This window comes from Actinomadura citrea, from assembly GCF_013409045.1.
Classification (GTDB): domain Bacteria; phylum Actinomycetota; class Actinomycetes; order Streptosporangiales; family Streptosporangiaceae; genus Spirillospora; species Spirillospora citrea.
This window is the reverse complement of sequence record NZ_JACCBT010000001.1, coordinates 7254817-7272977: the sequence shown is the minus strand read 5'-3', so window position 1 is coordinate 7272977 and position 18161 is coordinate 7254817. Positions and strand designations below refer to the sequence as shown.

18 protein-coding genes are annotated in these 18161 nt (G+C 72.4%); 14 read left to right on the top strand and 4 right to left on the bottom strand.

Annotated features, from left to right (window positions below):
- Positions 1 to 146: 146 nt before the first annotated feature.
- Entirely contained in the window at positions 147 to 1589 is a 1443-nt protein-coding gene (locus BJ999_RS33200) for a purine-cytosine permease family protein (protein WP_179836911.1), read from the bottom strand.
- A 104-nt stretch (positions 1590 to 1693) separates the two neighbouring features.
- Here BJ999_RS33200 and BJ999_RS33195 point away from each other — a divergent pair, with 104 nt between their 5' ends.
- Complete coding sequence (locus BJ999_RS33195; protein ID WP_179836910.1) at positions 1694 to 3250, top strand: PucR family transcriptional regulator; 1557 nt, start codon at positions 1694 to 1696, stop codon at positions 3248 to 3250.
- A gap of 40 nt (positions 3251 to 3290) precedes the next feature.
- On the opposite strand, the gene BJ999_RS33190 is transcribed toward BJ999_RS33195, so the two are convergent.
- Genes BJ999_RS33190 through BJ999_RS33180 form a run of 3 tightly spaced genes read right to left on the bottom strand, consistent with a single transcriptional unit; the run spans position 3291 to position 5959 of the window.
- Positions 3291 to 4157, bottom strand: coding sequence for a polysaccharide deacetylase family protein (locus BJ999_RS33190; RefSeq protein ID WP_179836909.1), 867 nt, complete (start codon positions 4155 to 4157; stop codon positions 3291 to 3293).
- Between the two features lie 34 nt (positions 4158 to 4191).
- Positions 4192 to 5322 (bottom strand): oxidoreductase, encoded by a 1131-nt coding sequence (locus BJ999_RS33185; RefSeq protein WP_179836908.1) that lies wholly within the window; start codon positions 5320 to 5322, stop codon positions 4192 to 4194.
- A gap of 43 nt (positions 5323 to 5365) precedes the next feature.
- Positions 5366 to 5959: a DUF1989 domain-containing protein gene (locus BJ999_RS33180; protein ID WP_229810531.1), complete on the bottom strand. Its 594-nt coding sequence runs from the start codon at positions 5957 to 5959 to the stop codon at positions 5366 to 5368.
- A gap of 392 nt (positions 5960 to 6351) precedes the next feature.
- On the opposite strand from BJ999_RS33180, the gene BJ999_RS33175 reads away from it, so the two are divergent.
- The 13 genes from BJ999_RS33175 to ureG all read left to right on the top strand — a co-directional run bounded on the left by BJ999_RS33175 (position 6352) and on the right by ureG (position 18159).
- Entirely contained in the window at positions 6352 to 7176 is an 825-nt protein-coding gene (locus tag BJ999_RS33175; RefSeq protein ID WP_373292827.1) for an STAS domain-containing protein, read from the top strand.
- Positions 7176 to 7562 carry an STAS domain-containing protein gene (locus BJ999_RS33170; RefSeq protein ID WP_179836907.1) on the top strand — a complete coding sequence of 129 codons (387 nt, stop codon included), beginning with the start codon at positions 7176 to 7178 and terminating at the stop codon, positions 7560 to 7562. Before BJ999_RS33175 ends, BJ999_RS33170 begins: the two co-directional genes overlap by 1 nt.
- Positions 7559 to 7969: an anti-sigma regulatory factor gene (locus tag BJ999_RS33165; protein ID WP_179836906.1), complete on the top strand. Its 411-nt coding sequence runs from the start codon at positions 7559 to 7561 to the stop codon at positions 7967 to 7969. The genes BJ999_RS33170 and BJ999_RS33165 overlap by 4 nt, the downstream gene beginning before the upstream one ends.
- Entirely contained in the window at positions 7957 to 9012 is a 1056-nt protein-coding gene (locus BJ999_RS33160) for an ATP-binding protein (RefSeq protein ID WP_229810533.1), read from the top strand. Before BJ999_RS33165 ends, BJ999_RS33160 begins: the two co-directional genes overlap by 13 nt.
- Positions 9013 to 9016: 4 nt before the next feature.
- The gene (locus tag BJ999_RS33155; protein ID WP_179836905.1) at positions 9017 to 10741 is read left to right on the top strand and encodes a sensor histidine kinase; all 1725 of its coding nucleotides are present in this window, start codon (positions 9017 to 9019) and stop codon (positions 10739 to 10741) included.
- Positions 10738 to 12318, top strand: coding sequence for a fused response regulator/phosphatase (locus BJ999_RS33150; protein WP_179836904.1), 1581 nt, complete (start codon positions 10738 to 10740; stop codon positions 12316 to 12318). The genes BJ999_RS33155 and BJ999_RS33150 overlap by 4 nt, the downstream gene beginning before the upstream one ends.
- Before the next feature lie 199 nt (positions 12319 to 12517).
- Complete coding sequence (locus BJ999_RS33145) at positions 12518 to 13501, top strand: urea transporter (RefSeq protein ID WP_218935344.1); 984 nt, start codon at positions 12518 to 12520, stop codon at positions 13499 to 13501.
- Between the two features lie 34 nt (positions 13502 to 13535).
- Positions 13536 to 13844 (top strand): urease subunit gamma, encoded by a 309-nt coding sequence (locus BJ999_RS33140; protein WP_179836903.1) that lies wholly within the window; start codon positions 13536 to 13538, stop codon positions 13842 to 13844.
- Positions 13844 to 14644: a sirohydrochlorin chelatase gene (locus tag BJ999_RS33135; RefSeq protein ID WP_179836902.1), complete on the top strand. Its 801-nt coding sequence runs from the start codon at positions 13844 to 13846 to the stop codon at positions 14642 to 14644. Before BJ999_RS33140 ends, BJ999_RS33135 begins: the two co-directional genes overlap by 1 nt.
- On the top strand, positions 14634 to 15065 hold the full coding sequence (gene ureB / locus BJ999_RS33130; protein ID WP_179836901.1) for an urease subunit beta: 432 nt from the start codon (positions 14634 to 14636) through the stop codon (positions 15063 to 15065). Before BJ999_RS33135 ends, ureB begins: the two co-directional genes overlap by 11 nt.
- Positions 15066 to 15071: 6 nt before the next feature.
- Positions 15072 to 16793, top strand: a complete 1722-nt coding sequence (ureC, locus tag BJ999_RS33125) for an urease subunit alpha (protein WP_179836900.1) — start codon at positions 15072 to 15074, stop codon at positions 16791 to 16793.
- Entirely contained in the window at positions 16790 to 17500 is a 711-nt protein-coding gene (locus BJ999_RS33120) for an urease accessory protein UreF (protein ID WP_179836899.1), read from the top strand. The genes ureC and BJ999_RS33120 overlap by 4 nt, the downstream gene beginning before the upstream one ends.
- 23 nt (positions 17501 to 17523) lie before the next feature.
- Positions 17524 to 18159 (top strand): urease accessory protein UreG, encoded by a 636-nt coding sequence (gene ureG / locus BJ999_RS33115; protein WP_179836898.1) that lies wholly within the window; start codon positions 17524 to 17526, stop codon positions 18157 to 18159.
- The last annotated feature ends 2 nt before the right edge of the window (positions 18160 to 18161 follow it).

Genomic DNA, 18161 nt, shown 5'->3' with positions numbered 1-18161 from the left:
GCCGCCATGCGCCAACCTGTCGCGCAGGAAACATGGTTGGCCCTTTGAGGATGGTCGATCCCGGCGGTCCGCGCATGGGCGGACGCACACGGTGAGCCGCCGGCGCGATGGCGTCGGCGGCTCACCGCGGAAGGCGCGGTTTCCCGTCAGGAGATCTTCTCGACCGGGGCGGCCCGACGGGCCTTCCGGTGGGCCCGGCGTTCCAGGGCGTAGTAAAGCCCGCCGGCGACCAGGCCGCCCGAGAGCCACGAGAAGTCGGTGTGCCCCAGTGCCCGCGCGATCGGGCCCTGCAGCGCGGGCACCGTGCCGAACTGCCATGCCCATGCCGCCAGCAGCCCGACCGCCAGGCTGCTCAGGGCCCGGGGGTTCGCGCCGCCGTCCCGGTAGAGGGCGGCCACGTCGATCCGGCCGCGCCGCAGGACGAAGAAGTCGACCAGGACGATGGCCGCCCAAGGGCTGATCCACACCAGGATGGACGCCATCCAGTGGTCGAACGCCTGGGCGAAGCTGTCGGCCTGCACGAACACCACCAGCACCGCGGACGCCACCGCTCCGGCCACCAGCGTCACCTTCCAGCGGGCGACCCGGATGCCGACCGACAGCGCGGCGAGCGAGCACGAGTACAGGTTCAGGATGTTGGTCGCCACGGGCCCGTGCATGATCAGCAGCAGGACCGGCACGGCCATGACCCCGAACGCGCCGGTCACCAGGCTGGACGGGTCGCCCCCGTCGCCCGCGCTGGCCAGGCAGGCGCCGAGCCCGGCCAGCCACACGGTGGGGACGTACATCCCGAGCGCGGTGGACCAGAACACCGACCGGTCCGAAGCCCGCGGGCGCACGAAGCGGCTGTAGTCGGCGGAGTAGGGGAGCCAGCTGATGCCCCAGCCGATGCCGATGGCGGTGAGCAACTGGGTCACGGCGGTGAACTTGTCGCTCGTGGTGGCGGCGGTGGCGGTCGTCCAGTGGAGGTCGGCCTGCCCGAGGGCGAGCCCGGTCATGGCCACCATGACCAGCACGGTCGCCGGGACGGTGTACTTCTCGAACGTGCGGATCGCATAGAACCCGTAGAGGGCCAGGGCGAGCTGGGCGGCCATGATGAGCCCGGCCACCAGGTAGCGCAGCCCGGCGCCGCCGTGCACCCCCGCCTGGGCGAGGATCTCGATCACCAGGTCCAGCACCACCCAGGTGTTGACGCCGACCCAGCCCATGGTCAGCAGCCCCTGCACCAGGCCCGGGACGAGGGCGCCGCGCCGGCCGAACGGCCCGCGGCCGAGGACCATCTGGTTGACGCCGGTCCGGTGGCCGATGACGTTGAACAGCCCGAACACCGCGCAGCCCACCAGGTTGCCGAGGGTGACGACCACCAGGGTCTCCACCAGGCTCAGGCCGAGCGTGACCCCCAGCGCCCCGAGCACCCAGTTGATCGGCGCGATGTTGGCCCCGCACCAGATCCAGAACTGCTGCCACGGCGTGGAGTCGCGCGCCGAGGCCGGAATGGGGTCGATGCCGTGTTCGTCGAAACGGACCGGTTCTTCCAAGCGAACCGGTTCGGCGGCAAGGATCTGGTGTGCGGATTCGTTGCTGGACATGGTTCCTCCGTCCGTGACGTACAGCACACCAAAGCATCGTGCCTTCTCGTCCAGAAGTAGAGAAACCTCTATCGTCGGCCGTGTTGGGTGGATAGATTTACAGGGTGTTCACGCTGGCATCCCTGCTGGAAGACGAGTCGCTGGGTCTGAGCGTCCTGGTTCCGGGTCCGCCGGGGGCCCTGGAGGAGCCGGCCGCCTGGGTCCACAACACCGAGCTGCCCGACCCCTCGGGCTACGTGCGGCGGCGCGAGCTGGTGCTGACCAACGGCCTCTGGGACGACCGGATCGCGGCCTCGGGGTTCGTCGCCAACGTCCAGCGGGCCCAGGCGGCGGGCATCGTGTTCGGCCTGCGCTCGGAGCGTCCCACCACTCCGGAGGATCTGGTCGCCGCCTGCCGCGACGCGGGCGTGCCCCTGCTGGAGATCGCGGCGGCGGTGCCGTTCACCGCGATCTCCGAGGCGGTCGCCACCCGCTACACCGAGGAGCGCCAGGGCGCGCTGGTCGGCATGGTGCGCCGGGGGGACGCGCTGGCGACGGCGATCTCGCGGGGCGCGGGCGCGTCCGGCGTCCTGCGGGTGCTGCGCCGCGACCACGAGCTGCCGCTCGCGGTCATCGACCGGATGGGCCGCCTGCTGGCCTCGGCGGGGACGGAACTGGACACCGCCCAGCTCCACACGGTCGCCACGGGGCTGACCCGTCGCCCGCCGCCCCTGGAACTCGACCTCGGCGCCGCCGGACGGGCCGCGCTGTACCTGGTCGGCGCGGTCGGCGACGTGGACGCGGCGCTGATCTGCCTGCGCCCGGTGAGCGAGCTGACGCGCGTCGAGCAGGACGCGCTGGACCAGGCGGCGCGCTTCCTCAGCCTGGAGGTCGCCAAGCAGCAGGCCGTGCAGGCGATCGAGCTGCGGTTCGCCAGCGAGCTGCTGGAGATGGTGCTGTCGGGCGGCAGCCGCGACGCCGAGGTCCCCGGCCGGCTGCGCGCGTTCGGCGTCGACCCCGAGGGGCCGCTCGCGGTGTGGACGGCGGCGTTCGCGGGCCCGGAGGCCACCCTGCCCGGACTCGCGGAGGTGATCGGCGAGTTCTTCGTCGCCGCCGGCGTCCCGGTCGTGGTGGCGGCCGGGTCGCAGGACGTGGTGGCCGTCCTGTCGTGGCGGCAGGGCGAGCGGGAGGCGGCGCTCCTCGCCGAGCGCCTCGCGGCCGCCGTCGGGGAACGGTTCCCCGGCCACCGCGCGGTCGTGGGCCTCGGCGGGACCGCCCGGGGGCCGGCGGGGCTGCGCGAACCGCTCATCAGGTCGCGCGAGGTCTGCCGCACCCTGCGGCGGGGCGGCGCCGGGCCCGCCGTCCGGACCTTCGCCGAGCTCGGCCCCCACCGGCTCCTGCTCGGAACGCAGAACGCCGTCGCTCTGCGCACCCTGGCGGACGGCGTGCTCGCGCCGATACGCGAGCACGACGCCAGGCGGGGCGGCGAGCTGGAGACCACGCTGCGCGCGTTCCTGGACCACGACGGGCACTGGCAGGCGACCGCCGCCGCCCTCCGGGTGCACGTCAACACGCTGCGGAACCGGCTCGCCAAGATCAGCGAGTTGACCGGCCGCGACACCTCCCGCACCGCCGACCGCGTCGACCTCTTCCTGGCCCTTCAGGCCGCCGACATGGTCTGACGCCCGTCCGCGGGCCGGTGCGGGCGGTCAGTGCGGGCGGTCAGTGCGGGTGGACGTCCGGGTCCACCTGCGGCGGGCGATGAGGCCGCGGCCGGACGTCCGGGTCGGCGAACGCCGCCTCCGCCACGTCCCGGCACCGGGCGAACGCCACGTCTCCGCACTCCCGCGCGTACTCGATGAACCGGCGCAGGGCCAGCGCCCGGCCCGGACGCCCGGACAGGAACGGGTGCACGCAGAGGTTGAACAGGCACCGGTACTGCCGCATGCCGTCCAGCTCCGTGCGCCACAGCTCCAGCACCTTGAGCGGCGACTCGATCACCGCCCCGACGTGCGGTGCGGGCAGGAAGGCGTACTGCTCCCAGTCGTCCAGCGACCAGTGCACCGGCAGCTCGACGATCTCGCCCGCCGCGGTGGGCACCCGGTAGGGCCGGTCGTCGCCCATCAGGGACGAGTCGTAGCGCAGGCCGTGCTCGGCCACCAGTTCCGCCGTCGTCCAGGACGCCTCCCACAGCGCCGCCCGGTGCCCGGTGATCTCGATGCCCTGCCCGGCGAACACCTCCAGGGCGCGCTCGAAGTCCGCGCGCTCCTCCTCCGGGGACATCGACGTGGGCGGACGGTGGGCGTAGGAGTGGTGCGCCACCTCGTGTCCGCGCTCGACGATGGAGGCGGCCAGCCCCGGGCGCCGCTCGGCCACCCAGCCCGGCACGAAGAACGTCGCCGGGACCTCCATCTCGTCCAGCAGCCCGAGGATCCGGGGCAGCCCCACGTCCGGCCCGTAGGCCTGGTGGGACATGGTGCTCGCGTGCGCGGCGTACCGGCCGCCCTGGGCGAGGATCGGCGTCTCGGCGTCCACGTCGAAGCCCAGGGCCACCACGGCGGCGGCCCCGCCGTGCCAGCTTCCGGCCATGTCCCCGTTCCTCCCCTCGCCCCCGGCCGCCGGATCAGGCGTCCGCACCGGCCGCCAGCCGCCAGCGCCGCGCGTTGTCCAGGGTGACCATCGGCGACAGCATCGCATGGTCGAAGGACACGGGCGCACTGCCCTCGGCGAGGCGGCGCGGCAGGTCGGGATTCACCAGCGCGGCCCTGGCCACCGAGACCAGGTCGGCATGGCCGTCCGCCAGGACCTGCGCCGACAGGTCCGCGTCGTGCATCCCGCCGTTGGCGATCACGGGCAGCCCGCTCACCCGGCGGGCCAGGCCGGTGACGGTGAGCCCCCGGTCCAGCCGCGCGGAGTCGAGCCAGTTCCGCCCCTCGCTCGCGACGTGCAGGTAGGTCGCGCCCGCCTCGGCCAGCGCGGCGAAGATCACCTCCGCGTCGTGGGCACCGCCGGGCCAGCGGTACCGGAAGTCGTTCACCTTGGTCTGCGACACACGGACCCCGACGCACCAGTCAGGCCCCACCTCCGCGCGGATCGCCGCGACGATCTCCGCCGTCAGGCGCACCCGGGCCGCGATCGGCCCGCCGTAGGAGTCCTCGCGCAGGTTGGTGTAGTCGGTGAGGAACTGGTCCAGCAGGTAGCCGTTGGCGGCGTGGACCTCCACACCGTCGAACCCGGCGCGCTCGGCGTTCACCGCCGAGGCGACGAAACCGTCCACGGCCTGCCTGATGTCGTCCGGGCTCATCTCCCGGGGTGCCGCCCAAGGGCCGTGCCCGCCGTACTCGGGCATCTTGACGCCCTGCGGCACCACCGCCGACGGCCCCGCGGTGTCGTCGCGGTAGGGGTTGCCCTGCGACAGCGCGCCCGCGTGCATCAGCTGGGCCACGATGGAGCCCCCGGCCTCGTGCACGCCGGCGGTGACCTCTCGCCAAGCGGACACGTGGCGTTCCGACACCAGGCCCGGCTGGTTGAGATAGCCCTGGCTGTAGACGGCGTCGGTGTAGACCCCCTCGGTGATGACCAGGCCGAAGCCGCCGCGGGCGTACTCGGCGTAGTACTCGGCCATCTCGGGCGTCGCCGTGCCGTCCGGCGCGGCCGAGACCCGAGTCATCGGCGCCACCACCAGGCGGTTGGACGTGCTCAGCCCGCCGACTCGTCCCGGCTCAAGCGCCGGATGTGCGACTGTGACGGTCATCTTCACTCCTTCTCGTTCATGGACCGGTCGGGGCCGGTCCGCTTCACAGGACGTCGATCGCCATCGGGGTCGGGCCGTCACCGTTGATCCCGGCCAGGTCCTGCGGGCACGCCGACACGACGACCACGCAGTCCATGGCCGCCTCGAAGGTGATCGCGTCCCCGGGCCGGCTCTCGGCGGCCAGCCACCGCAGCCGTCCGGAGTCCTCCACCGGGATCCGCATGAACACGTTGACCGGCTGCGGGACGGTGCAGGTCGACAGCCCCATCTCCGCCAGCGCCGATTCCAGGTTCTGCGCGCACGAGGCGTGGCCCGGCGCCCCGAGTCCCGCGTACCGTGCGGGGTCGCACGCGGCGATCAGCATGTCGTGCGAGCCCGGCGAGGTGTCGCCGGCCAGGGTCAGGATCGGCCTGCGCCGATCGGTGACGAACGACTCGCCCACCTGCGGGAACAGCCGGCTCGTCACGCTGCGGGTGTGCGCGGCGCTCAGATGCTCGCGCGGGTCGTCCGCGGCGAACGCGAACAGGTCGCCGACCTGACCGCCCTCCACGTCCACGACCCGCACCCGCCGCCCGGCGCCCACCCGCACCGCCCGGCCTTCTCCGGCGGGCACCATCGTCCGTCCCATCGTCACCATGCCGGCCAGCACACCACCGGCTGGACCTCCCGAGCCATGGAGGTTCATCCAAGCTTGAGTCGGTGTGTTGTGTTTTCGTCTATGGCCCACGGCTCGGCGGTCGGCCGCCCGTCGAGCGTGCCGCGTTCGCGCCCGCACGGGACGCGGGCCGAAGGCGGACATGCACCCTCGGTCACCGTCGGTAACCGACAGAGTCGGTTACCGGTCAGTCGCTTCTTGGTCCCCGGCCCGCCCGCCGAGTGCGGCCCGCGACGAAGCCCAAACGCCCTCCGATCATTAATGATCATGGCGCCAAGTCCGTTTCCCTCTGCTATGGGCGGTACTCTTCCCGCAGCGTTCGTGCGTGATGGCGGTGGCCAGTGGGCAGTGAGGGAGCACGGCAGTTGAGCAAGGTGACAAGCGATGCGCATCTTCCGGAGCTGTTGCGCTCCCGGCGGGATGTCATTCTTGACCGGTGGGTCAAGCTGGTCGTCGCGGGGGTGCGCGGCCGGATCACGGAGAGTGAGCTGAGGGCCGAGCTCTTCGAGCTGTACGGGCTGATCGAGAGGGCGACCGGCGGGGAGCAGGAGGCGGCCGGGGAGCTCCGGGCCGCACTGACCGAGATCTCCCGCACCCGCGCCCGGCAGGGGTTCAGCCCCAGCGAGACCGCGGTGAGCGTCTTCGCGCTCAAGCAGGCGGTGCTGGAGCAGGTCGGCGCCGTCGGTGACGTGGCGGCGTACGCCGAGTTCGTGGCGTTCTCCTCCGAGGTCGACGAGCTGGGACTGCTGACGTTCGAGACCTACGCCGCCGCGCGCGAGCAGGTCATCGCCGACCAGACGGAGCAGTTGCTCGAACTGTCCACGCCCGTGGTGAAGCTGTGGGACGGGATCCTCGGGGTCCCGCTCGTCGGCACCCTCGACTCGGCGCGCACGCAGGTGGTCATGGAGACCCTGCTGGAGCGCCTGGTGGAGACGGGCTCCGAGTTCGCCGTGATCGACATCACCGGGGTCCCGGCCGTGGACACCGAGGTGGCCCAGCACCTGCTGAAGACGGTGATGGCGGCCAGGCTGATGGGCACCGAATGCGTGATCTCCGGCATCCGCCCGCAGATCGCCCAGACCATCGTGGCGCTCGGGATCGAGTTCGGCGACATCCCGACGAAGGGGTCGCTCGCCGACGCCCTGGAGTGGGCGCTGGACCGCACGGGTACCCGGGTCGTCGGCGGGGCGGGGGCCTGATGGAGCGCGTGCCGATTCTGAAGATCGGCGAAGTCCTGCTGGTGTCGATCCAGATCGACCTGCAGGACCAGACCGTCCTGGCGCTCCAGGAGGACCTGGCCGACCGCATCGTCAAGACGGGCGCCCGCGGCGTGATCATCGACATCACCGCGGTGGACATCGTGGACTCCTTCATCGGCCGGATGTTCGCCACCATCGCCTCGATGTCGCGGCTGATGGACGCGGAGACGGTGGTGGTGGGCATGCGGCCCGCGGTGGCGATCACCCTGGTCGAGCTGGGGCTGTCGCTGGGCGGCGTGCGCACGGCGCTGGATCTGGAGAAGGGCATGCGGCTGCTCGGCGCGCCGCTGCCGGCCATCGGCGCCGGCGCCGTGGACCGCCCGTGACGAGTCCGGCGGACGGCACCGTTCCCATCTCCTCCAACGACGACGTGGTCCGCGTGCGGCAGCTCGTGCGGGCCGCCGCGGCCTCGGCGGGGATGTCGCTGGTCGACCAGACCAAGATCGTCACGGCGGCCAGCGAGCTGGCCCGCAACACCTTCGTGCACGGCGGAGGCGGTTCCGCGCGCGTGGAGTCCGTGGTCAACGCGCGGGGACGCGCCGGCGTACGGCTGGTGTTCACCGACACGGGCGGCGGCATCCCCGACGTGGCGCAGGCCCTGACCGAGGGCTGGACGAGCGGAGGCGGCCTCGGCCTGGGCCTGCCCGGTGCGCGGCGCCTGGCCGACGAGTTCGAACTGGAGACCGAGGTCGGCAGGGGCACCACGGTGACGGTGACCAAGTGGATCCGCTGACCGGCACCGGATGGATGACCAGCCCGCCCCTGGGTGACGCGGTGTGGCTGCGGGCCGAGGAGCCCAGCGCGGCGGCCGGCGCACGGCGCCACGCGGGCCGCCTCGCCGAGCGGCTCGGCTTCGCGGGGGAGCGTCTCGGGCAGATCCAGCTCGCGGTGACCGAGGCGGCCACCAACCTGGCCAAGCACGCGGTGCGGGGCGAGATCCTCGTCCGGATCGTCCGGATGGGGGAGGACGCCACGCTGGAGGTCGTGTGCCTGGACCGGGGGCCCGGCATCGCCGACGTCCCCGCGTCCCGCGTGGACGGCCATTCCACGTCCGGCACGCTCGGCCTGGGGCTCGGGTCGATCGAGCGGCTCGCCGACCGCACCGGCCTGCATTCGCTTCCCGGCGCCGGCACCGTCCTGTACGCCGGGTTCTCCCCGTCCGGCGGCAGGACGGCTCCCCCGCCGCCGGGGCCGCCCTTCGCCGGGCTGACCCGCCCGATCGACGGTGAGGAGGAGTGCGGCGACGCCTACGCCGCGCGGCTGGACGGAGGAACGGTCTACGCGATGGTCTGCGACGGCCTCGGGCACGGGCCGATGGCGGCGCGGGCCGGCCAGGAGGCCGTCATGGCGATGCGCGAGGCCGTGCTGCCGGCGCGTCCCCTCGACCTGCTGCGGAAGGTGCACCAGCGGCTAGGGGCGACCCGGGGCGCCGCGGTCGCTGTGGTGGCGGTGGACCCGGCGGCGCGCCTGGTGCGGTTCGCGGGACTGGGCAACATCGCCGGTTGGATCGTCGGGCTCGACCGGCGGCACGGCATGATCTCGGTGCCGGGCATCGCCGGCGCGAAGACCCGGACGCTGCGCGAGCACGCCTACGAGCTGCCGGAGGGCGCCGCCGTGGTGCTGCACTCCGACGGGCTGACCGACAAGTGGGACGCCGCCGGCCGTCCCGGGCCCTCCCGCGAGCCGCTGCTCATCGCCGCCGAGCTGCTGCGTTCCGCCGGGGTGCGGCACGACGACCGCTGCGTCCTCGCCGTGACCACCGCCGGGCGGAGGTGAATCGATGGCGGAGGAACTGCTGCGTTTGCGGGTGGCCGACGAAGAGGGCGTCTTCGCCCTCCGCCAGGCCGGGCGCCATGTCGCCGCCGCGGTCCGTCTCGACTTCCAGGACCAGGTGCGGGTCGCCACCGCGCTCAGCGAGATCGGCCGGGAGCTGGTGGCCCACTCCGGCATGGTCGCGGTGGCCTTCTGCCTCGACCGGCGGCCCGCGCCGCGGCTGCTGATCGAGATCGAGTACGCGCCCGAGGCGGGCGCCCACCGCCCGAAGGAGGGCGACACCGCGGCCGCGCGCCTCATGGACCTGGTCGAGGAGACGGGAACCGAGGCGCGGCGGACCGTCAGGCTCGCCAAGGACCTGCCCGCGGACGTCTCCGCGGTGGCCGACGCGACGCTGGCCGACCTCCGTGCGCGGCTGGGACGCCTCCAACCCGCCACCGCCCTGGAGGAACTGCGGACCCAGAACGCCGAGCTGCTGCGGACGCTGGAGGACGTGCGGCGGCAGAGCGAGGAACTCCGCGCGCTCAACACCGAGCTGGAGGAGACCAACCAGGGCGTGATGGCCCTCTACAACGAGCTGTCCACCGAGCTGGAGGAGACCAACCGGGGGGTGGTGGCGCTGTACGCCGAACTGGAGGAGAAGTCCGACCAGCTCCGCGAGGCGGGCGAGGCCAAGAACCGCTTCTGGGCGAATATCAGCCACGAGCTGCGCACGCCCGTCAACGGTGTCATCGGGCTCGCCCGGCTGCTCCTCGACCCCGCAGCCGAACCCCTCACCGAGGAGCAGCGACACCAGGTCTCGCTGGTCGCGGGAGCCAGCGAGACCCTGCTCTCCCTGGTGAACGAGCTGCTGGACATGGCCAAGGCCGAACAGGGCCGGCTCGCGCCGCGCCGCACCTTCGTCGAGGTGCCCTCGATGCTGCGGCAGCTGGCGGACCTGATGACGCCCATGGCCGAGCAGGCGGGGGTGCGGCTCCGGGTGGACGCCGCCGACGCGGGGGCCCTCACCATGGTCACCGACGAGGTGATGCTGACCCGCATCCTGCGCAACCTGGTGGCCAACGGGCTCAAGTTCACCGACGAGGGCGAGGTGCGCCTGACGACCCGGCGCACCGCCGACCACCTGGAGTTCGCCGTCGCCGACACCGGGATGGGCATCCCGTCCGCAGAGCGGGAGCGCGTCTTCGAGGAGTTCTACCAGGTGCCGGGCGGCAAACCGGGCGGAACGGGGCTCGGGCTGACCTACTCCCGCCGCCTCGCCCATGCCCTCGGCGGCGACCTGACGCTGGAGAGCGAGGTCGGCGCGGGCACGACGGTGACGCTGCGCCTCCCCCCGTACCGGAGCCTGGCCGAACTCCGTCTCGCGCACGTGCTGGTCGCCGACGGGCACGAGGCCGCGCGCCGGGTCCTGCGCGACATGATCGGCGACGTCGCCGAACGCGTCAGCGAGGCCGGCGACCCGCGGACCGTCCGCGACCTGGCGGCCTCCTCCGACCCGCCCGAGCTGATCCTGCTCGGCCCCGACATCTCCGCGGCCGACGCGGTGGGCGAGCCGGGCGGGCCGCCGCCCGGGACCGCGGTCGTGCTGATCGCCCCGTCGGACGGGGCCGCCTCGGACGAGACGCGGCCGGAGCGCGTCGACGCCGTTCTCGACCAGGCCCAGCTCGCACCGGTCATGCTCGCCGACGCGGTGGCGCGGGCCCGGACCAGGCGGACGGCCCGGATGCCATGACCGACGCGATACCGACCGCGACCACCCTGGTCGTCGACGACAACGAGACCAAGCGGTACATCATCGGCAGCTGGCTGCGCCGCGCCGGGCACAACGTCGTGGAGGCCGCCACCGCCGCCCAGTGCTGGGAACGGCTCGCCGACCACCAGATCGACCTGGTCGTCCTGGACGTGCAGCTGCCCGACGCGAACGGCATGGAGGTCTGCGAGCAGATCAAGGCCGCCCCCGCCACGGCGTCGCTGCCCGTCGTCCACATCTCCGCCACGGCCGTCGAGTCCACCGACCGCACCCACGGGCTGCGGCGCGGCGCCGACGCCTACATGACCGACCCCATCGACCCGGGCGAGTTCATCGCCACCGCCGAGGCGGTCCTGCGCTACTACCAGGCGCGCCGCCGCGCCGAGCGGATCGCCGAGCGGATGGCGGCCTTCACCCGCACATCGCTGGCCATCAACGCCGCCACGACCTTCGACGGGCTCGCGGCGGTGGCGGCGCGCGGCGCCCTCGACATCTTCCGCGTGCCCGCGGCGGTGTTCATCCACCCCCCGGACGGCCGGGTGAGGAGGACCGTCCATCTGGGCAACGAGCCGTGGAACCGGCCCTGCCCTCCCGAGGTGCCCGCGCGGCTCGTCGCGATGACCGGCCTCGGCGAGGACACCGGTACCCGCATCGCCGCCGTGCCGGAGGCGCAGTGGCGGGAGCTGCTGCCCGACAGCGCCTCCAAGGGCGACGTCCTCCTGGTGACCTCGCGGGCCAAGCGCGGCCGTCCCACGATCGGCGTGGCGATCGAGGCCGGCGGCGCGTCCGACGAGGACGCCACCCACCTCCTGCGCCAGCTGGGGCAGGCGGTGGCCCTGGCGATGGAGGCGCTGCGCTCCTACACCGAGGAGCACCTGATCTCCCTGACGCTCCAGCGCAGCCTGCTGCCCGCCGTCCACCCCGCCATGCCCGGCTGGGCGTTCAGCGTCCGCTACGAGCCGGCCAGCGACCAGGCCGAGGTGGGCGGCGACTTCTACGAGGTCATCGACCGCGGCGAGGACGTCCTGGTGGCCATCGGCGACGTGCAGGGGCACTCCCTGCACGCGGCCACCGTCATGGCCGAACTCCGGCACGCGCTGCGGGCCTTCGCCGCGGAGGGCCATGACATCGTCAGGATCCTCAGGCTGCTCAACACCGTGATGCAGCGGTACCACGACGACCAGACCGCCACGATGTGCCTGATGTCCCTGGACCCGCGCACGGGACGGCTCCAGGTCGCCAACGCGGGCCACCTGCCGCCCCTCCACATCGCCGCCGGACGGGCCGAGTACGGCGGCAGGGGCGGCCTGCTGCTCGGCTTCCCCGCCGAGCGGCTCGGCCTGGAGGAGACGAGCGTCCCGCCGGGCGGCACCGTCGTCCTCATCACCGACGGGCTGGTCGAGGAGCGCACCGTCTCCCTGACCGCGAACCTCGAACGCCTCAGGACCCTCGCCGTGGACGTGGACGACGACCTGGAGGCCTACAGCGACCGCATCCTCGCCGAGTTCGGGCGACGCGAGGACGACGTCGCCCTCGTCGTCCTGCACCGCGCCCCCTGAGCAACGGCGACGCCGGACGTGGCGATCTTCAATGCCGCCACCGTGGGCCGCGAGTGCCGGGCCCTGTCACGGACCTTCGCCGTGATTGACCCAAAGCGTGAACTCCCTTGAGCTAGTTGATCGAGGCATCGGGCATCAGGTCAGGCGTACGAAGAGTCTGCGTACGCACGTGCCTGCGTGTCATTAAAGGAGTCGGCAATTGTCCTCGGCACCCGCGCCGCCCGATCCGTCGGAACCGACGGTGGATCGGCAGCGGCGGCGGGTTCTCGACCATCTTCTCACCATTCCGAAGGGCATCGCCCAGGTCGATTTCCAGGCGAACCACTGGACCGGTCTGGTCTTCCTCGCGGCCTTGTTCGTGGGCGGCTGGCAGTTCGGCGTCTTCGGGCTGCTGGGGACGGTGGCCGCCACGCTCACCGCCCACCTGTTCGGCGTCTCCTGGCGGGACCGGATCTCGCTGGGGCTGGAGGGCTTCTGCGGCACCCTGATCGGGGTCAGCCTGGTGCTCTATCTGGACGCCCGGTGGATGACGGTCCTGCTCGTCGTCGGCGGCGCGATCGCCGGCAGCGTGCTCACCTCGGCGCTGAGGGTGATCCTCGCCCCGTACGACCTGCCCACGTTCACCGCGCCCTTCTGCGTGATCACCTCCGTCATGGTGATCGGCGGGCCGTCCTTCGACAGGGTGTGGGCGGAGCACGCGGGCACGGCCCCGCCGTCCGCGACCGCTCCCGGCACGGCGATGACGTGGACCTACTTCTGGAAGGGCATCTTCAACGGCGTCGGCCAGGTGTTCTTCCAGGACCAGTGGTACGTCGGGCTGATCTTCCTGGCCGGCCTGGTCATCGCCGGATGGGTGACGGGGCTGGTGGCCCTGGTCTCCAGCCTGATCGGCCTGCTCACCGGCTGGGCGCTGGGTGCGCAGGCCGCGGACCTCGGGGCCGGCCTGTACGGCTACAACTCCGTGCTGACCGGGCTCGCGCTGTTCGGCACGTTCGTCGCGGTCACCTGGGTGAGCGCCGTCTACGCCGTGATCGGCACGGTGGCGGCGGCGGGCGTGACGGCCGGAATCGGCACCCTGTTCGAGGTGGTCGGAGGCCACACCCTCACCTGGCCGTTCGTCCTGGTGACCTGGGTGTTCCTCGCCGCCGTCCCGTTGCTCAACAAGATCGAGCGCGCTGGGTGACCTCGGTGGCAACCGGGCGCGGAAAGGACAACCGATGAACCTCACTCCGCGGGAGATGGACAAGCTGGTCCTCTTCACCGCCGCCCAGATGGCGCAGCAGCGCCGGGACAGGGGCCTGAAACTGAACTACGCCGAGACGGTGGCGCTGATCAGCTCGGCGATCGTGGAGGCGGCCCGGGACGGCAGGACCGTCGCCGAGTGCATGCAGCTCGGCAAGCAGATCGTGGGGCCCGGCGACGTGCTGCCCGGCGTGCGCGCGATGCTGACGCTCATCCAGATCGAGGCCGCCTTCGACGACGGCACCAAGCTGGTCTCCTGCCACGACCCGGTCGGCGGCAAATAGTGTCCGGCGGCCGGCGGGTCGTCCTGGTCGGCGGGCACGAGAGCCGGCAGGGCGGGTGCCTTCCGGAGCTGATCGGATCCGGGGGCGCGCCCGTCCATGCTCCAGGACGGGACCTGCAGTCGGCCCTGCGTCCGCGGCACCGGCTCGTGGCGGTGCCGATGACGCTCGGGCGCGACCCGGACCTGCCGGTCGTCACCGCGCAGACCCTGAGATGGGCGGCCCGGGACCGGGAGCCGGGAGACCTGCTGCTGGCCGGGCCGCTGGGCACGACGGAGCACCTGGTCGGCTGGATCAGAGGCGCGGTGACCCGGACGCTGCGCGACCTGCCGGGGGAGCGGGCGGTCCTGCTGGTGGCGCCCGCCGCCGGGCCCGAGCCGGACGCCGACCTGTTCAGGGTGGCGCGGCTGGTCTGGCAGTACACGCCCATCCGCTGGGTGGAGGTGGCGCTGTCGGGCGGGGAGCCGGACGTGGACGAGGGCGTCGAGCGCTGCCGGCGCCTGGGGGCGGACGACGTCGTCCTGGTGCCCGCCTCCTTCGTTCCGGCGCCCCGGCGGGCCGATGCCCGCACCGCGGGCCCGCTTCTGGGGGCGGCCTCACTCGCCGCGCTGATCCGCCGGCGGGCGGCCGAAGCGGAACGCCGGTGGAGCCGGGACGGCGACGACGGGCTGGCGCCCACCGCCCACGGGCACGGGCACGGCCACGCCCACGAGCAAGGCCATGAGCAGGATCACGGTCACCTCCAGGAAATTCCACGTCGGGTGATGGCGGACATGAAAGGGGAGGAATCCCATGTCGGATGACGTTTACATGTACGGCGAGGGCGATATCGAACTGAACGCCGGTCAGCCCAGGGAGACCATCCTGGTGCAGAACACGGGCGACCGTGCCGTCCAGGTCGGCTCGCACTTCCATTTCTTCGAGACCAATCGGGCGCTGAAATTCGAACGCGACAAGGCGTTCGGGAAACGGCTGGACATCCCGTCGGGAACCGCGGTCCGGTTCGAGCCCGGAGACACCAAGGAGGTGACCCTGGTCGAATACGGCGGCGGGCTGCGGCTGGTGGGGTTCGGCGGCCTGCTCAACGGGAGCGTCCGGTCCGCCGAGGCGCACCGCACGGCGCTGCGGCGGATGCACAAGCGCGGCTATCTCGACGAGCCGGTCGAGCCGCCGAAGAAGCCGTCCAGGAAGACGAAGTCAGCACGCTCCGGGAAGAAGGGCTGAGCCGCCATGACCACGATGAGCCGTCAGCAGTACGCGTCCATGTACGGCCCGACGGTGGGCGACCGGCTCCGCCTCGGGGACACCAACCTCGTCGTCGAGGTGGAGAAGGACCACACCGAGGGGCACTACGGGGACGAGGCCCAGTACGGCGGCGGCAAGACCGCCCGCGACGGCATGTCGGCCGACCCGGCCTCGGGACGGTCGGTCGCCCTGGACATGGTGATCACGAACGCGGTGATCCTCGATCCGATGCTGGGCGTCGTCAAGGGCGACATCGGCATCAAGGACGGGAAGATCGCCGGGATCGGCAAGTCGGGCAACCCGCACACCCAGAACGGCGTCGACCGGCGGCTGATCATCAGCGCGACCACCGAGGTGGTGTCCGGCGAGAACCTCATCGCCACGCCCGGGGCGATCGACACCCATGTCCACTTCATCACTCCCCAGCAGGCCCAGCACGCGCTGAGCAACGGGATCACCACCCTGGTCGGCGGCGGCACCGGGCCGGCGGACGGCAGCCGCGGCTGCACCACCACCCCCGGCCCGTGGAACATCTCCCGCATCCTGCAGGCCTACGAGGACATCCCGATCAACATCGCCGTCTACGGCAAGGGCAACAGCAGCCTGCCGGGCCCGCTGGAGGAGCAGATCGTCGCCGGCGCCGCGGGGCTGAAGGTGCACGAGGACTGGGGTGCCACCCCGGCCGTCATCGACTGCGCGCTGTCGGTGGCCGACGAGCTGGACATCCAGATCAACATCCACACCGACACGCTGAACGAGGCCGGCTTCGTCGAGGACACCATCAACGCGATCAACGGCCGCGCGATCCACACCTACCACTCCGAGGGCGCGGGCGGCGGGCACGCCCCCGACATCCTGCGGGTGACCGGCGAGCCCAACGTGCTCCCGGCCTCCACGAACCCGACGCTGCCCTACACCGCCAACTCGGTGGACGAACTGCTGGACATGACGATGGTCTGCCACCACCTCAGCTACGACGTGCCCGAGGACGTGGCGTTCGCCGACAGCCGGGTCCGCGCCGAGACGATCTCGGCTGAGACGGTGCTGCACGACCTCGGCGTCATCAGCATCATCGGTTCGGACTCCCAGGCGATGGGCCGGGTGGGCGAGTCGTTCACCCGCGCCTTCCAGGTGGCCCACCACAACAAGGACAAGAGGGGCGCGCTGCCCGAGGACTCGTCCCGCAACGACAACTTCCGGGTGCTGCGCTACCTGGCCAAGCTGACCATCAATCCGGCCCGCGCCTCCGGGATAGCGGACACGATCGGCTCCCTGGAGGACGGCAGGCTCGCCGACATCGTGCTGTGGCCGATCCACTCCTTCGGCGCCAAGCCCTCCATGGTCATCAAGGGCGGGATGGTGAACTGGGCGCAGATGGGCGACCCGAACGCGTCCCTGCCGACGCCGCAGCCCGTCTACTACCGGCCCACGTACGGGGCCTTCGGCAGGGCGCTGTCGAGCACCTGCGCGACCTTCATGTCCGGGGCCGCGATCGAGGCGGGCGTGCCCGAACGGCTCGAACTGAAGCGGCTGATCCGGCCGGTGCGCCAGTGCCGGACCGTCGACAAGCGCCACATGCTCCACAACTCGACGCTCGCCGAGATCAAGGTCGATCCGGAGACCTACAAGGTGACCGTGGACGGGGAGCCCGCGCACATCGAACCGGCCACGAAGCTGCCGCTGAACCGGCTGTTCTTCCTGGCATGAGCGCACGTCCGGACACCGCCGACCTGGACTCTCTGCTGGCCCAGCTCCAGCTCACCGACTCCGGCTTCCCGAGCGGGATGTACACGCTGTCGCACGGGCTGGAGGGGTACGTCCAGCTCCAGATCACCGGGCCGGAGAACCTGCGCGAGCTGCTGACCGACCTGCTGTACAACGCGGTGGGCCCCGCGGACGCGGCCGCCCTGGCACTGGCGCACCGCGCGGCGGGCGAGGCCGACTGGGACGGGCTGGTCCACGTCGACCGGCGGCTGCACGCGATCAAGCTCAACCGCGAGCAGCGCAACGCCTCGACCCGGACCGGCCGGCAGGTCCTGGACACGGCGGCCTTCGCCTTCCCGGTGCCCGAGGGCGCCCGGCTGGCGGAGCTGGTGGCGGACAAGGCCGCGCCGGGCAACCACGCGGTCGTGGTGGGCGCGCTCTACGCGGGGCTCGGCGTGTCCGCGGCGCACGCGGTCGCGGCCGACCTGTACGCCTTCGCCGCGAGCTGGGCGGCGTCGGCGGTGCGGCTGGCCCGCACCGACTTCCGCCGCGCCCAGCGGCTGCTGTGCGAGATCCGCCCGGATCTCGCACGGGTCGCACGGGCGGCGCTCGCCGTCCGCGACCCGCGGGAGCTGCACGGCTCGGTGCCCGTCGCCGACGTCGTCGCGGCCGCGCACGAGCGGGCGGACGCCCGCCTGTTCGTCACCTGATCCGTTGACACGAAGGAGGCGGGATGGAGCTGGAGAAGGTCTTCAAGGTGGGCATCGGCGGCCCGGTCGGAAGCGGCAAGACGGCGCTGGTCGAGGCGCTGGTGCCGCGGTTGCAGACGCTGGGGCACCAGGTCGGCGTGATCACCAATGACATCTACACCCAGGAGGACGCCGAGCACGTCCGCCGCACCCTGGCCGGGACGCTCGACCCCGAGCGGATCGTGGGGGTCGAGACGGGCGCGTGCCCGCACACCGCCGTCCGCGACGACCCGACCATGAACCTGGCGGCGGCGGCCGAGATGCTCGACCGCTTTCCCGAGCTCGACCTCCTGCTGTTCGAGAGCGGCGGCGACAACCTCACGCTCACGTTCAGCCCGGCGCTGGCCGACGTGTACATCTTCGTCCTGGACACCGCCGAGGGCGAGAAGATGCCGCGCAAGCGCGGCCCCGGCACCACCGACTCCGACCTGCTGGTCATCAACAAGATCGACATCGCCCCGTACGTCCGCACCGACCTGGCGGTCATGGAACGCGACGCGCGGGCGGTGCGCGGCGAGGGCCCGGTCGCGCTGACCGACTGCCTCCTCGGCACCGGCGTCGCGGAGGTCGTCGACTTCATCGAGGCGCGGGCGGGAGCGGCGTGTACCTCGCCGGTGTAGGC

What these genes read in the sequence shown, in the direction of transcription:
- BJ999_RS33200 (WP_179836911.1), bottom strand. Translation starts at nt 1,589, where the DNA reads ATGTCCAGCAACGAATCCGCACACCAGATCCTTGCCGCCGAACCGGTT.
- BJ999_RS33190 (WP_179836909.1), bottom strand. Translation starts at nt 4,157, where the DNA reads ATGGCCGGAAGCTGGCACGGCGGGGCCGCCGCCGTGGTGGCCCTGGGC.
- BJ999_RS33185 (WP_179836908.1), bottom strand. Translation starts at nt 5,322, where the DNA reads ATGACCGTCACAGTCGCACATCCGGCGCTTGAGCCGGGACGAGTCGGC.
- BJ999_RS33180 (WP_229810531.1), bottom strand. Translation starts at nt 5,959, where the DNA reads ATGGTGACGATGGGACGGACGATGGTGCCCGCCGGAGAAGGCCGGGCG.
- BJ999_RS33170 (WP_179836907.1), top strand. Translation starts at nt 7,176, where the DNA reads ATGGAGCGCGTGCCGATTCTGAAGATCGGCGAAGTCCTGCTGGTGTCG.
- BJ999_RS33155 (WP_179836905.1), top strand. Translation starts at nt 9,017, where the DNA reads ATGGCGGAGGAACTGCTGCGTTTGCGGGTGGCCGACGAAGAGGGCGTC.
- BJ999_RS33150 (WP_179836904.1), top strand. Translation starts at nt 10,738, where the DNA reads ATGACCGACGCGATACCGACCGCGACCACCCTGGTCGTCGACGACAAC.
- BJ999_RS33140 (WP_179836903.1), top strand. Translation starts at nt 13,536, where the DNA reads ATGAACCTCACTCCGCGGGAGATGGACAAGCTGGTCCTCTTCACCGCC.
- ureB (WP_179836901.1), top strand. Translation starts at nt 14,634, where the DNA reads ATGTCGGATGACGTTTACATGTACGGCGAGGGCGATATCGAACTGAAC.
- ureC (WP_179836900.1), top strand. Translation starts at nt 15,072, where the DNA reads ATGACCACGATGAGCCGTCAGCAGTACGCGTCCATGTACGGCCCGACG.
- BJ999_RS33120 (WP_179836899.1), top strand. Translation starts at nt 16,790, where the DNA reads ATGAGCGCACGTCCGGACACCGCCGACCTGGACTCTCTGCTGGCCCAG.
- ureG (WP_179836898.1), top strand. Translation starts at nt 17,524, where the DNA reads ATGGAGCTGGAGAAGGTCTTCAAGGTGGGCATCGGCGGCCCGGTCGGA.